This window comes from Bauldia sp. (genome assembly GCA_037200845.1).
Classification (GTDB): Bacteria; Pseudomonadota; Alphaproteobacteria; order Rhizobiales; family Kaistiaceae; genus DASZQY01.
Window position 1 is genome coordinate 1226185 of the sequence record JBBCGQ010000001.1, and the last position, 12907, is coordinate 1239091.

The 12907-nt window shown below is 65.1% G+C and carries 10 protein-coding genes and 1 pseudogene; 3 read left to right on the top strand and 8 right to left on the bottom strand.

Annotated features, from left to right (window positions below; genetic code table 11):
• Positions 1 to 7: 7 nt before the first annotated feature.
• Together WDM94_05855 and WDM94_05860 are read right to left on the bottom strand one after the other, a co-directional pair.
• On the bottom strand, positions 8 to 655 hold the full coding sequence (locus tag WDM94_05855; GenBank protein MEJ0012149.1) for a L,D-transpeptidase: 648 nt from the start codon (positions 653 to 655) through the stop codon (positions 8 to 10).
• A gap of 96 nt (positions 656 to 751) precedes the next feature.
• The gene (locus WDM94_05860; protein MEJ0012150.1) at positions 752 to 1486 is read right to left on the bottom strand and encodes a L,D-transpeptidase; all 735 of its coding nucleotides are present in this window, start codon (positions 1484 to 1486) and stop codon (positions 752 to 754) included.
• 116 nt (positions 1487 to 1602) lie between these two features.
• Between WDM94_05860 and WDM94_05865 the strand changes: the two genes are divergently transcribed.
• Positions 1603 to 2271 (top strand): DNA-3-methyladenine glycosylase I, encoded by a 669-nt coding sequence (locus tag WDM94_05865; GenBank protein MEJ0012151.1) that lies wholly within the window; start codon positions 1603 to 1605, stop codon positions 2269 to 2271.
• A 115-nt stretch (positions 2272 to 2386) separates the two neighbouring features.
• Here the strand turns inward: WDM94_05865 and hisG are convergent.
• From hisG to hisS, 3 genes and pseudogenes are all read right to left on the bottom strand, one after another.
• A pseudogene (gene hisG, locus WDM94_05870) lies at positions 2387 to 3007 on the bottom strand (ATP phosphoribosyltransferase).
• Positions 3004 to 4161 carry an ATP phosphoribosyltransferase regulatory subunit gene (locus WDM94_05875; protein ID MEJ0012152.1) on the bottom strand — a complete coding sequence of 386 codons (1158 nt, stop codon included), beginning with the start codon at positions 4159 to 4161 and terminating at the stop codon, positions 3004 to 3006. The pseudogene hisG and the gene WDM94_05875 overlap by 4 nt, the downstream one beginning before the upstream one ends.
• Positions 4162 to 4273: 112 nt before the next feature.
• Complete coding sequence (gene hisS, locus WDM94_05880; protein ID MEJ0012153.1) at positions 4274 to 5788, bottom strand: histidine--tRNA ligase; 1515 nt, start codon at positions 5786 to 5788, stop codon at positions 4274 to 4276.
• Between the two features lie 183 nt (positions 5789 to 5971).
• Here hisS and sbmA point away from each other — a divergent pair, with 183 nt between their 5' ends.
• Positions 5972 to 7216 (top strand): peptide antibiotic transporter SbmA, encoded by a 1245-nt coding sequence (sbmA, locus tag WDM94_05885; protein ID MEJ0012154.1) that lies wholly within the window; start codon positions 5972 to 5974, stop codon positions 7214 to 7216.
• A 3-nt stretch (positions 7217 to 7219) separates the two neighbouring features.
• Here the strand turns inward: sbmA and WDM94_05890 are convergent, their stop codons facing one another.
• The 3 genes from WDM94_05890 to groES all read right to left on the bottom strand — a co-directional run bounded on the left by WDM94_05890 (position 7220) and on the right by groES (position 9818).
• Entirely contained in the window at positions 7220 to 7600 is a 381-nt protein-coding gene (locus WDM94_05890) for a DoxX family protein (GenBank protein ID MEJ0012155.1), read from the bottom strand.
• A gap of 215 nt (positions 7601 to 7815) precedes the next feature.
• Positions 7816 to 9456, bottom strand: a complete 1641-nt coding sequence (gene groL / locus WDM94_05895) for a chaperonin GroEL (GenBank protein MEJ0012156.1) — start codon at positions 9454 to 9456, stop codon at positions 7816 to 7818.
• A gap of 44 nt (positions 9457 to 9500) precedes the next feature.
• Positions 9501 to 9818, bottom strand: coding sequence for a co-chaperone GroES (groES, locus tag WDM94_05900; protein MEJ0012157.1), 318 nt, complete (start codon positions 9816 to 9818; stop codon positions 9501 to 9503).
• Positions 9819 to 10117: 299 nt separating this feature from the next.
• On the opposite strand from groES, the gene WDM94_05905 reads away from it, so the two are divergent.
• Positions 10118 to 12904 carry a pilus assembly protein TadG-related protein gene (locus WDM94_05905; protein MEJ0012158.1) on the top strand — a complete coding sequence of 929 codons (2787 nt, stop codon included), beginning with the start codon at positions 10118 to 10120 and terminating at the stop codon, positions 12902 to 12904.
• The last annotated feature ends 3 nt before the right edge of the window (positions 12905 to 12907 follow it).

A 12907-nucleotide genomic window follows, 5' to 3' on the forward strand; every position in this document is an offset into this window, starting at 1 on the left:
CAAAAGCCTACATCACGATGACTTTGGCGCCGACGCGGGCCCGCGAATAGAGGTCGATGACGTCGTCGTTGACCAGGCGGATGCAGCCCGAGGAGACGTTGAGACCGATCGTCCACGGCTCGCTCGTGCCGTGGATGCGGAAGCCGGTGTCGCCGCCCTTGCCATAAAGATACATGGCGCGCGCGCCGAGCGGATTGCCCTTGCCGCCCGCCATGACGACCGGCAGCCGGTGGCCGCGCTTTGCCTCGCGCGCGATCATCTCCTTCGGCGGATGCCACGTCGGCCACTCGGCCTTGTTGCCGATCTTGACCGTGCCCTTCCAGCCCATGCCGGTGCGCCCGACGCCGACGCCGTAGCGGATCGCCTGGCCGAACCCGGTGACGAAATAGAGATAGTGCCGGCCGGTATCGATGATGATCGTGCCCGGCGCCTCGGTGGTGTTGTAGCCGACGACCTGCCGGCGAAACTCGAACGGCACGACGCGGCTGCGCGACACGTCCTCGGGGTAGAGCACCTGGCCGCTGTATTCGGTATCGCCGTTGCCCGAGAAGATCTTGCCGAGCGCCTCGAAGAAATTGTCCTCGGCCCGCGCCGTTCCGCTGATCGCGAGGGCGGCGGTCATCGCCGCCGCAAATATGAGCCTGCTACCGCGCATGTGTCTCAGCTCCGCCAGATTGTCCCAGATCCGGCAAACCGTACCGAATCCGCCGCCCGCCGGGCAAGCGCCCGGCGGTCACGGCTTGGTGAGGTGTTACAGGACGATGACCTTCGCCCCGACGCTGACGCGCTGGTAAAGGTCGGAAACGTCCTCGTTGCGCATGCGGATGCAACCGGAGGAAACCTTGGTCCCGATGGTCCACGGCTCGTTCGAGCCGTGAATTCGGTACAGAGTCGAACCAAGATAGAGGGCGCGGGCGCCGAGCGGGTTGTCCGGGCCGCCGGCCATATGGCGCGGCAGTTCCGGCTTGCGCTTCAGCATCTCCGGCGGCGGCGTCCAGTCCGGCCACTCGGCCATGCGGGTGACGTGATGCACGCCGGCCCACTCGAACCCCGGCCGGCCGACGCCGACGCCGTAGCGGAGCGCCTGGTTGTTGCCCATGATCAGGTAGAGATGGCGGCCCTCGGTATCGATGATGATCGTCCCGGACTTCTCGCTGCTCGGGTAGGGGATCACCGCCGGCAGGAATTCCGGGTCGAGGCGATAGTTGCGCGCGATGTCCGGCTCACCGGGAATGCGCATCACGACCGGCTGCGACTGCGTATCGGCCGTGCCGATGGTCGAGGAGGAGAAGAGCGTGCGCTGGGCGGCGACAGGCATGGCCAGCACCGGCTTCTGCGTGCCGGCCCTGAGCTGGAGCAGCCAGGGATCGGTAACGTCGGGGCTGAGCACAGAGGGCGGGCGGTCATAGATGGAAGCGGCATGGGCGGCGCTGATCGCGGCGAAAGACGCGAAGCCCGCAAAGGCGGTTGTCAGGATACGGTTCATCGGCCTACTCGAAACTGGGATGGCGCGGGAAGCGACTGCTGCCGCTTTTGCGGCGCGCCGACACTAGGCTGAGGTTTCCAACCGAATGGTGAATCGAACGTCACCGATTTTTCGGCATGGCTAACGAAGGGTTACGGAGGGCACGCGTGAACGATGGTCTGATCGTCGGCGAGGACGGCAAGCGCCGCTGCATGTGGGGCGCCTCGTCGCCCGACTACGTGCCCTACCACGACAACGAATGGGGCCGCCCGGTCACCGACGACGCGCGCCTGTTCGAGAAGATCTGCCTCGAAGGATTCCAGTCCGGCCTCTCGTGGCTGACGATCCTCAGGAAGCGCGAAAATTTCCGCGCCGCCTTCGCCGGCTTCGATATCGACAAGGTCGCGAAGTTCACCGCCCGCGACGTGACGCGTCTCCTGAAAGATGCCGGCATCGTCCGCCACCGCGGCAAGATCGAGTCGACCATCAACAACGCCAAGCGGGCGAGGGAACTACGAGAAGAATACGGCAGCCTCGCCGCCTACTTCTGGAGTCATGAGCCGGCGAAGAAGGACCGCCCGAAGAAGATCGACCTCGCCACCCTCCGCGCCATGCCGACCTCGGCAGCGTCCGTCGCCTTGTCGAAGGACCTGAAGAAGCGCGGCTGGAGCTTCGTCGGCCCGACCACGGTCTACGCCTTCATGCAGGCGATGGGCCTGGTCAACGACCACCTCGAAGGCTGCTACTGCCGCGCGGGAATAGAAAAGATGCGCCGGGATTTCAAACGACCCGCCAGCCGTAGTTAGTCACCTCTCTCTAAAGGAGAGGCGCAACAACCGGCAGCTACTTCGTCGCCGCCTTGAGCTTCGCAACGACGCTGGCATACGCCCGCTTCTGCGCCGCATCCCACCGCACCGCCTTGCTGGCGACCAGATGCGCCTCGGACCGCAGGATGACGCCGTCGGACAAAACCTTCAGCCCGTTGGCGCGCAACGTCGAGCCCGTGGAGGTGATGTCGACGATGAGATCCGCCGCGCCCGAAGCCGGCGCCCCTTCCGTCGCGCCGAGGCTTTCGACGATGCGGTAATCCGCGATGCCGTGCCCGGCGAAGAAATGCCGCGTGATGTTGATGTACTTGGTCGCGACCGTCAGCCGCCGCCCGTGCCGCGGCCGGAACTCGGCGGCGACGTCGTCAAGATCCTCCATCGTCTCGACGTCGACCCACGGCTCCGGCACCGCCACGACCACGTCGCAGCGTCCGAAGCCGAGCGCCAGCGACAGCTCCGCCCGCGAAGCATCGGCCACCGACTCCGCCACCTGGTCGCGCCCGGTAACGCCGGCGTGCACCGTGCCCGCCGCGATCTCGCGCGCGATCTCTGGCGCCGAAAGGTACGCCACCTCAACACCGGCAATACCCGCGATCCGCCCGCGGTAGCTGCGCTTGCCGCCCGGCGTGATCGCAAGGCCGGCGCGCGCAAACAGCGCCTCGCTGTCCGCCTGCAGACGGCCCTTGGACGGGATTGCGAGGATCAGCGCGCTCACGACGCCACCTTTTTCCCCTCTCCCCTTGTGGGAGAGGGCTTCGCGCCTTGTGAGCGCCGCGAACTAGGCGCGGAGGGTGAGGGGGCGACCCGGTCGAGCCACACCGAGAAGCCGACCGCCGGCACCGCTTCCTTGGCATCGCCGATCAGCGCCGTCATGCGATCATAGCGGCCGCCGCCGATGACCGGCTCGCTGCCCGCCTTCGCCTGAAACTCGAAAACGAAGCCGGTGTAATAATCGAGCCGCCGCCCGAAGTCGGCGGCGAACGTCAGCCGCGCGAGATCGATGCCCTGTGCATCGAAAGCCTCGGCGCGCTTCTCGAACCGGTCGATCGCCTTGCCGAGATCGACCTTCTCGCGCTTCGCCAGCGAACGAAGCGCGGCCGAAGCCTTAGCCGGCGTACCGGCGATCGCCAGAAAAGCCGAAAGGGCCGCCGCCGCTTTCTTCGGGATGCCTTCGGCGAGCGCCGCCTTCTCGACGAACCGCTCCGCGATCTCGTCGGCCGAGCGTCCGCCGGCCGCACCGAGACCCGTCTGCAAGAAATGATCCTCGACCGCGGCGCGCACCGCCGCGATGCCGGCGCCTTCGAGTTCGGAGCGGGGCGGGGAGGTTTTCGCCCGCCCGTTGGCCCTCGCGATGAATCCCTTGAGCCGGCGCGTGTCGCCAAAGGCGCGCGCCAGCCGCCGCCGCCACGGCTCGTTCAATTCAAGCTGGTCGAGCAGCGACGCGAACAGCGCCGAGTCGCCGATGCGCACCTTCGCGCGCTTGGCGCCAAGCAGGTCGGCGACCGCGAACGCCAGCTTCAGCACGTCGGCATCGGCCGCAACCCGGTCCGTCCGCCCAAGCGACTCGATGCCCGCCTGCCGGAACTCGCCGCTCTCCCCCGGCCGCATGCGGAACACCGGCCCGAGGTAGGCGTAATTCGCCTTCCGCTTCGCCACGCCGGTGGCGAGGTGATGCAGACAGACCGGAATCGTGTAGTCGGGCCGCAGCGCCAACTCCTCGCCGTCCTCGGCGCTCGTCAGATAAAGCCGCCGCCGCAGCTCTTCGCCGGCGAGTTCCACGAATACGCTTGCCGGATGCACTACCGGCGGCTCGACAAATCCGTAGCCGGCGTTGGAAAGCAGCGCGCGGAGCTTGATGTACTCGTTCATGCCCGCCCCAAAATCGTCACCCCGGCGAAAGCCGGGGCCCAGCGCAACCGCCAACACGCGCTGTGATATTCGCGCGGGATTCCGGCTTTCGCCGGAATGACCGGGAGGGCGGTCACGGCCGCCGCTCGCCGCGCCCGAGCATGCGGTTCACCGCTTCGACAAGATCGGCCTCGGCGACTTCCTCCTGCCCCGGCCGCGCCTCGCGATACGCGTCGTGGTCGGCCATGCCGGCGGCGATCTCCTTGCCGACGCGCATGTCCTTGATCTGGACTATGCCCTTGGCCTTCTCATCGCCGCCCTGGATGACGGCGAGCGGCGCATCGCGCCGGTCGGCATATTTCATCTGCGCCTTCATGCCGCCCGCGCCGAGATAAAGCTCGGCCGGAATGTCGGCGCGGCGAAGGTCGGCGACCATCTTCTGGTAGTCGCCGACGCGATCCTTATCCATCACCAGCACGACCACCGGCCCGCCGGCGCCATTGTCGCCAAGCTTGCCCAGCGCCGACAGCGCCGCCTGCAGTCGCGACACGCCGATGGAGAAGCCGACGGCCGGCACATTGTCCTTCATGAACCGCCCGACGAGACCATCATAGCGCCCCCCGCCGCCGACCGATCCGAACACGACCGGCTGGCCCTTCTCGTTCGGGATCTGCGCCAGCAGTTCGGCTTCGAAGACGGTGCCGGTGTAATACTCCAGACCGCGAACGACTGACGGTTCGATCTGGATTCTATCTGTGGAGTAGCCGCTATTCTCCAGCGCACGAGAGATCGCGGTAAGACTCTGAATTCCAAGTTGGAACGTTGCGTTCAGGGCAAATTTTGATTGTTCGAACAGATCGAGAATCGGACGGTTGGTGTTATCGACGACATCAATCAACCCACTCCACACGAACAGGGATAGAACGGCGTCCGTGGCTTCGGACGATAGGTTCGCTCCCTTTGTGTAATCACCGCTTTCGTCCTCTCTTCCGGCGCCAAGCAAGTCTCGAACGCCGGGATGGCCAAGCCGGTCATACTTGTCGATGGCGCGCAACACGGAGAGTTTCTGTCTCTCATCGCTGACGCCGACAACCTCCATGATGCCGTCGAGTATCTTCCGCGAATTCACCTTGATCACATACTGCCCACGCGGGATGCCGAGTTCCTCCAGCGCGTCCGCCGCCATCATGCACATCTCGGCGTCGGCAGCCGGCGTGCTCGCCCCGACTGTGTCTGCATCGAACTGCATGAACTGGCGGAAGCGTCCCGGCCCCGGCTTCTCGTTGCGGAAGACCCAGCCGAAGCGATAGCTGCGATAGGGCTTCGGCAGCCGCTCGTAATTCTCGGCGACATAGCGGGCCAGCGGCGCCGTCAGGTCGTAGCGCAGCGACAGCCACTCCGATGTCTCGTCGTCGCCTTCGTCGCGGAACGAGAACACGCCCTCGTTCGGCCGGTCGAGGTCGGGGAGAAACTTGCCGAGCGACTCCGTGTATTCGACCAGCGGTGTCTCGCCCGGCTCGAAGCCATAGCGCTCGTAGACGCGGCGGATGCGCGCGACCATCCAGTCCGTCGCGCGGATGTCGGCGGCGGAACGGTCGGCGAAGCCGCGCGGCGCGCGCGCCTTCAGCGTCTTGTCCTTGTCCGCCATGGTTCAGGATTCCGGGGTGGGGCGGGGCATGAAAATCGCGGGCTTCCTAGCGTATCGGGTCTGGCCCGACAAGGACGGCGGCGCCGTCATGCCCGCGTCGCAAACGCCGATTGCGCCGGCTCTGGCCTTCCCCCATCCTCCCGGGCGGGAGCGACTCTTCGCCGAAGCCATAGAGGAAGCCCGATGTTTACGTCTTTCTTTCCCCAACCGAAGATATTTTTCCCTTCGGCGCTAGCGTGGACGTTGGTCGTCGTTTTGCTGTGGTTCTTCGGCGGCCAGCAGCTCGGCGCCGCGCTGGGGATGGGCCCGCCGCCGCCCGATGCGCCGCCGGTCATCTGGCCCTCGCGCTTCCTGATGCCCGAGTACGCCTGGTTCTATCTCTATTTCGCCGCGGCGATCCTGATCTTCTACGCCTTCTGGTCGTGGTACGCGCCGCACCGCTGGCAGAACTGGTCGATCCTCGGCTCCGGCCTCATCGTCTTCGTGGTGAACTTCAACGTACAGGTCAGCGTCGCACTGAACGACTGGCGCGGCGTCTTCTACGATCTGATCCAGCAGGCGCTGACCACGGCGGGCTCGGTGACGGCCGGGCAGCTCTATCTCGGCGTTGCGCAGTTTCTGTCGATCGCGCTCATCGCCATCACGGTCACGGTGCTGAACATATTTTTTCTGCGCCACTACATCTTCCGTTGGCGCACCGCGATGAACGACTACTACGTCGCCAACTGGCCGCGGCTGCGCACCGTCGAAGGCGCCTCGCAGCGCGTCCAGGAAGACACCATGCGCTTCTCGAGCACGATGGAAGATCTCGGCGTCAGCTTCGTCGATTCGGTCATGACGCTGATCGCGTTTCTGCCGGTGCTCGCCGCCCTCTCGTCCCACGTCACCGCGTTGCCGCTGATCGGCGTCATTCCCTATCCGCTGATGTTCGCGGCGATCGCCTGGGCAATATTCGGCAGCATTCTGTTCCCGCTGGTCGGCATCAAGCTGCCGGGCCTGGAGTTCCGCAATCAGCGCGTCGAGGCGGCGTTCCGCAAGGAGCTGGTCTATGGCGAGGACGACGCCGCCCGCGCCCAGCCGCCGACGCTGGCCGAGCTGTTCAGTGCCGTGCGCCGGAGCTATTTCACGCTCTATTTCCACTACGTCTATTTCGACGTCGTGCGCTACCTCTACCTGCAGACCGACAACGTCTTCGCGACGCTTCTCCTCGTGCCCACGGTCGCCGCCGGCAAGATTACCTTCGGCATCTACCAGCAGGTGCTCACCGCCTTCAGCCAGGTGACGAGCTCGTTCCAGTATCTCGTCAACTCGTGGGGCACGATCATCGAGCTGATCTCGATCTACAAGCGCCTCAAGGCCTTCGAGGCGACGCTCGACAACGAGCCGCTCGGGCCGATCGAGAAGGAGCCGATCGCCCAGACGAGCTAGCCGCTAGACGTCGCTCCGCCGGCGCGCGTCCATCGACCACCGCCCCGGTCCGGACGCGAACAGGAACAGGAAGCCGCCGGCGATCGCGAGATCCTTCAGCGTCTGGATCGTCTCGGCGTTGGTGGTCAGGTTGTGGTGGAAGAGCACCAGCGTCGCCGCGCAGAAGATCGCGAACAGCAGCGCGGCGAGCCGCGTCCACAGCCCGACCGCGACCATGATGCCGCCGGCGAACTGCCCGACCGCCGCGGCAATGGCGAGGTAGCTCGGGTAGGGCAGGCCGACGCTGGAGATCATCGCCGCGGTATTGTCGAGCCCGCGCGCCATGATCGTCGAGTCGAAGATGAACAGCGCGGCAATCATCAGGCGCCCCAGAAGGAGCGCCAAATTCCGTAACGAATGCATGGGCATCACCCCCCACAGGCCAAGCCGCTGGGCGCCATCCAACACGCGAAAGCCAAAAAAGGGAAGGGGAGACCGGCGCGCAGCGTTAAAATTAGCGAGGCAGCGCAGGTAGTTAGCCGGCAAGGTCACGCAGGGCCAAAAAAGAAAGGCCGCCCCGAAGGACGGCCTTTCCAAGTTCGTATCCTGAGAAGCGTGGACTAGAAGTCCATGCCGCCCATGCCGCCGCCGCCACCGGGCATCGGCATCGGGCTGTCCTTCTTCGGGTGCTCGGCGATCATCGCCTCGGTCGTGACGAGCAGGCCCGCCACCGAAGCGGCGTGCTGGAGCGCCGTACGGATGACCTTGGTCGGGTCGATGATGCCGGCCGCGACCATGTCCTTGTACTCCTCCGCCTGCGCGTCGAAGCCGAAGTTCTCCGACTTGCTCTCGAGCAGCTTGCCGACGACGATCGAACCCTCGACGCCCGCGTTCTCGACGATCTGACGGATCGGCGCCTCGAGCGCACGCAGCACGATGTTGATGCCGGCCTGCGTGTCGGGGTTGTCCGACTTCAGCTTCTCGACGGCCCGCTTGGAACGCAGCAGAGCGACGCCGCCGCCCGGGACGATTCCTTCCTCGACCGCGGCGCGGGTGGCGTTGAGCGCGTCATCGACGCGATCCTTCTTTTCCTTCACCTCGATCTCGGTCGCACCGCCGACGCGGATGACCGCGACGCCGCCGGCGAGCTTCGCCAGCCGCTCCTGCAGCTTCTCCTTGTCGTAGTCCGAGGTGGTCTCCTCGATCTGCGCCTTGATCTGGTTGATGCGGCCTTCGATTTCCTTCTTCTTGCCGGCACCGTCGACGATCGTGGTGTTCTCCTTCGAGATGGTCACCTTCTTGGCGCGACCGAGCATCGCGAGCGTGACGCTCTCGAGCTTGATGCCGAGCTCTTCCGAGATGACCTGACCCTGGGTCAGAACCGCGATGTCTTCCAGCATCGCCTTGCGGCGATCGCCGAAGCCCGGCGCCTTGACGGCCGCGACCTTGAGGCCGCCGCGGAGCTTGTTGACGACGAGCGTGGCGAGAGCCTCGCCCTCGACGTCTTCCGCGATAATCAGCAGCGGCTTGCCGCTCTGAACCACCGCCTCGAGGACGGGGAGCATCGCCTGCAGGTTCGACAGCTTCTTCTCGTGGAGCAGGATGAACGGATCTTCGAGTTCCGTGACCATCTTCTCGGCGTTGGTGATGAAGTACGGCGACAGGTAGCCGCGGTCGAACTGCATACCCTCGACGACTTCCAGCTCGGTCTCCAGAGCCTTCGCCTCTTCGACGGTGATGACGCCTTCGTTGCCGACCTTCTGCATCGCGCTGGCGATCATGTCGCCGATTTCAGTGGCGCCGTTCGCCGAGATCGTGCCGACCTGCGCGATTTCCTGCGAGGTCTTGATCTTCTTCGAACGCTTCTGCAGGTCGTTGACGGCCTCGATCACGGCGAGGTCGATGCCGCGCTTGAGGTCCATCGGGTTCATGCCGGCGGCGACCGACTTGGCGCCTTCGCGCACGATCGCCTGGGCAAGCACGGTGGCGGTGGTGGTGCCGTCACCCGAGATGTCGTTGGTCTTCGAGGCCACTTCGCGCACCATCTGGGCGCCCATGTTCTCGAACTTATCCTCGAGCTCGATCTCCTTGGCGACGGTGACGCCGTCCTTGGTGATGCGCGGAGCGCCGAACGACTTGTCGAGGACGACGTTGCGGCCCTTGGGGCCGAGCGTCACCTTGACAGCGTTGGCGAGGATGTCGACGCCGCGCAGCATCTTGTCGCGCGCGTCAGTGGAAAATCTTACGTCTTTGGCAGCCATGTGAATTCAGTCCTTATCTTGGATTGGGGGCAGGAGGTGGAGGCTTAGGCGGCCTTACGACCGGCGGCCTTGCCACCCTCGACGATGCCCATGACGTCGGATTCCTTCATGATCAGGAGATCCTCGCCGTCGATCTTCACTTCCGTGCCCGACCACTTGCCGAACAGGATGCGGTCGCCGGCCTTGACGTCGAGCGGGATGAGCTTGCCCGATTCATCGCGGGCGCCCGGGCCGACGGCGATGATTTCGCCTTCCTGCGGCTTCTCCTTGGCGGTGTCCGGAATGATGATCCCACCGGCGGTCTTGGCTTCAGACTCGACCCGGCGAACGACCACGCGGTCGTGGAGTGGGCGGAATTTCATGGGTTCTGGTTTCCTCTTGAGACTGCCGGCCCGACCTCGAGCCGGCGGAATGTCGCTGATGCCCCTGTTAGCACTCGCTATTAACGAGTGCCAAAGGCGTGGCTGCATTTAGGAATGAACGCCGGGCGAGTCAAGCGCGCCCGTAGCCGGACGGCCATTTTGCCTGCCGGGCAGTGTTACCGGCGCGCTCCCACAACCCCGCGGCTTTTACCCTCGCGAATTAACGCGACGTAAACAGGCCCGGCCCTAGGATTTCGGCCAATTCGCGAGCCGGGGCGGCACGCTTAAAGGCCGATGCCATGATGTGGATCCAGTTTCTGCGCGACCGGCGCGCCTCCGTCGCGCCAATCTTTGCGGTCGCGCTGCTGCCGATGCTGGTCGCGACCGGCGCCGCGATCGACTTTTCGCGCGCCTTCCGCCAGCGCACCGTCGTGCAGGACTCGCTTGATGCCGCCGCGCTCGCCGCCGGCAAGCAACTCGGCATTATCAAGGACGACGACGTCAAGCAATTGGCTCAGGATTTCTACGGCGCCAACGTCGGCAACAAGGTCGACGTCATTCCGGAGATGAAGCCGGACATCACCGCCGGCCAGCCGACGCTGACCCTGCATACGGCCCTCCAGGTGCCGACGTATTTCCTGGGCCTCATCGGCATCAAGCAGTTCACCTTCAATCTGGTGGCGCAGTCGACGCAGGCGATGGGCACGATCGAAGTCGCGCTCGCGCTCGATAATTCGACCTCGATGTGTCTCAGTTGCAGCGCCGCCGACCAGAACAACGACAGCACCAAGATCGGCACGCTGAAAAAGGCGGCCAAGAGCCTGGTCGGGACCCTCTACGGCCTCGCCGCAACCAGCACCAAGCCGGAGCCCGTGAAGGTCTCCGTCGTTCCTTTCGCCGGGTCGGTCAACGTTGGCCCGAGCGTCACCTGGATCGACAAGCTCGGCCTCGGCACCAAAAACGCCATGCGCGACACCGGCCTGCTCGGCGCCGCCAACGCGGCGCCCGCGTCGTTCATCCCGTTTTCGGTATTTTCGACGCTGAAGGACAGCAGCGGCAATGATGTGACGTGGGGCGGCTGTGTCGAGACGCGTACGTCGCCGAACGACATCAACGACGTGCCCCCGCCGTTGAGCACGGTCACCAGTCCGACCACCGACGAGGCGCTCGCCATGTTCGAGCCCATGGTCGCGCCGGACGAGCCGGACAACTGGACCTGCACGACCAGCACCTGCGACGATGTCGGCACGCAGAACTCCAATCGCCGCTACCGCGGGGCGCCGTCCGGAACGCAGACCTACAACAACTATCTGCCCGACGTGGTCAACACGACGTTCACCGTGAGCAAGGCGACGCCTGCTGTTGTGACCTCGAACGGGCACGGACTTTCGTCGGGTGATTCCGTCATCGTGTACACCACCGGATCCCTCTACACGGGCCTGACCGCGGGCTCGACCTACTACGTGAGCACGGCCAATCTGGCGACGAACTCCTTCACGCTCACCGCGGCGTCTTCCGGCACGACCTACACGGTGGGCCCGCAATACACAGGCGTCACGATCACCAACGCGACCCCGGCGGTCTTCACCGCGACCGGGCACGGCCTGACCATCGGCACCAACATCACCCTGACGACGACCAACACCCTGCCGGGCGGCCTCAACAACTCGACGAATTACTATGTTGCGACGGTGCCGAGCACGAGCACGTTCACGGTCACCACGGCGACGGCCGGAACCTCGGTCACCTTCTCGGGCAGCACCATCACCCGCAATAGCCACGGCCTGACGGCCGGCACGGCGATCGCCTTCAAGACAACGAACACACTGCCGAGCCCGCTGAACGCGAACACGACCTACTACGTGCTGAGCGGGTCGAGCAACCTTACGACCAACACATTCAAAGTCTCGACGACCACCAGCGGCTCCGCCGTCAGCCTGAGCGGCGGCAACGGGACCCTCAGCTATGTCGTCCTGCAGAAGACGACGAGTGGCGGCAACGGCACGCACAGCTACGCGGTGGTCGGTTCGCCGTCGCTGTTCTCGAGTTCGAACCACGGCCTGAACAACGGCGACGCCGTCGCCGTGGCGTCGACCGTCTCCCTGCCGACGCCGCTGTCGTCGGCCACCGTCTACTACGTGGTCAACAAGTCGACGAACACCTTCCAGCTCTCCACGACGTCGGGCGGTACCGGCGTCACCATCACCGGCTCGTCTTCGGGAACGCTGAGCTTCGTCAAGCTCGTGGCCACCACCGGCAGCCAGTCGGGAACGCACAGCTACGCCGTCCCCAGCGCCTGGACCTGCCAGAGCGGCGACGCCGGTTGCGGCGGCACCGGCAACGGTGCTTCGGAGGAGCAGGCGCTCGGCGGCATGAACGTCGGCAACCCGCAGAACAAGTACGGCACCACGGGCAGCAAGGCGACGATGTCCAACGTCACGGTCGCCAACTTGACCGGAACGGGCAAGGGCGGTCCGAACTTCATGTGCACTACCACCCCGATCACGCCGCTGACGACGACCAAGACGACGGTGACCGACGCCATCACGGCGATGCAGGCGAACGGCTACACCAACATCACCGAAGGGTTGATGTGGGCGTGGCGCTCGCTGTCGCATGGGGTTCCGTTTGCCGAGGGCCGGGAAAAGACCGTCACCGACAACAAGAAGATCATCGTGCTGATGACCGACGGCGAAAACACCTACAATCCGTATCTCGACAAGTTTCAGAACCCCGGCAGCTCGAGCTACGCCGGCAAGTTCGTCAAATCCGCTTACGGCGCGTGGAGCTACACGCAGCTCAATCACCTCGGCACGAATTCGACGACCTCGTCCGACGTGTTCGTCAAGTTGAACGCCAAGACCGCGGCCGCATGCCAGGCCGCCAAGGCCGACGGCATCACGATCTACACCGTCGGCTTCGAAATCAACGCCCAGACGTCGAGCGATCCCGCTACTGCCCTGGCGCTGCTCGAGGGCTGCGCGTCCGACCCGCTGAAGTACTACGACGCGCAGAACGAGGCGGCGCTGGAGAAGGCGTTCACCGCGATCGGCGACGACATCTCGCTGCTCCGCCTGTCGATGTAGGCG

What these genes read in the sequence shown, in the direction of transcription:
- WDM94_05855 (MEJ0012149.1), bottom strand. Translation starts at nt 655, where the DNA reads ATGCGCGGTAGCAGGCTCATATTTGCGGCGGCGATGACCGCCGCCCTC.
- WDM94_05860 (MEJ0012150.1), bottom strand. Translation starts at nt 1,486, where the DNA reads ATGAACCGTATCCTGACAACCGCCTTTGCGGGCTTCGCGTCTTTCGCC.
- WDM94_05865 (MEJ0012151.1), top strand. Translation starts at nt 1,603, where the DNA reads ATGGCTAACGAAGGGTTACGGAGGGCACGCGTGAACGATGGTCTGATC.
- WDM94_05875 (MEJ0012152.1), bottom strand. Translation starts at nt 4,161, where the DNA reads ATGAACGAGTACATCAAGCTCCGCGCGCTGCTTTCCAACGCCGGCTAC.
- hisS (MEJ0012153.1), bottom strand. Translation starts at nt 5,788, where the DNA reads ATGGCGGACAAGGACAAGACGCTGAAGGCGCGCGCGCCGCGCGGCTTC.
- sbmA (MEJ0012154.1), top strand. Translation starts at nt 5,972, where the DNA reads ATGTTTACGTCTTTCTTTCCCCAACCGAAGATATTTTTCCCTTCGGCG.
- groL (MEJ0012156.1), bottom strand. Translation starts at nt 9,456, where the DNA reads ATGGCTGCCAAAGACGTAAGATTTTCCACTGACGCGCGCGACAAGATG.
- groES (MEJ0012157.1), bottom strand. Translation starts at nt 9,818, where the DNA reads ATGAAATTCCGCCCACTCCACGACCGCGTGGTCGTTCGCCGGGTCGAG.
- WDM94_05905 (MEJ0012158.1), top strand. Translation starts at nt 10,118, where the DNA reads ATGATGTGGATCCAGTTTCTGCGCGACCGGCGCGCCTCCGTCGCGCCA.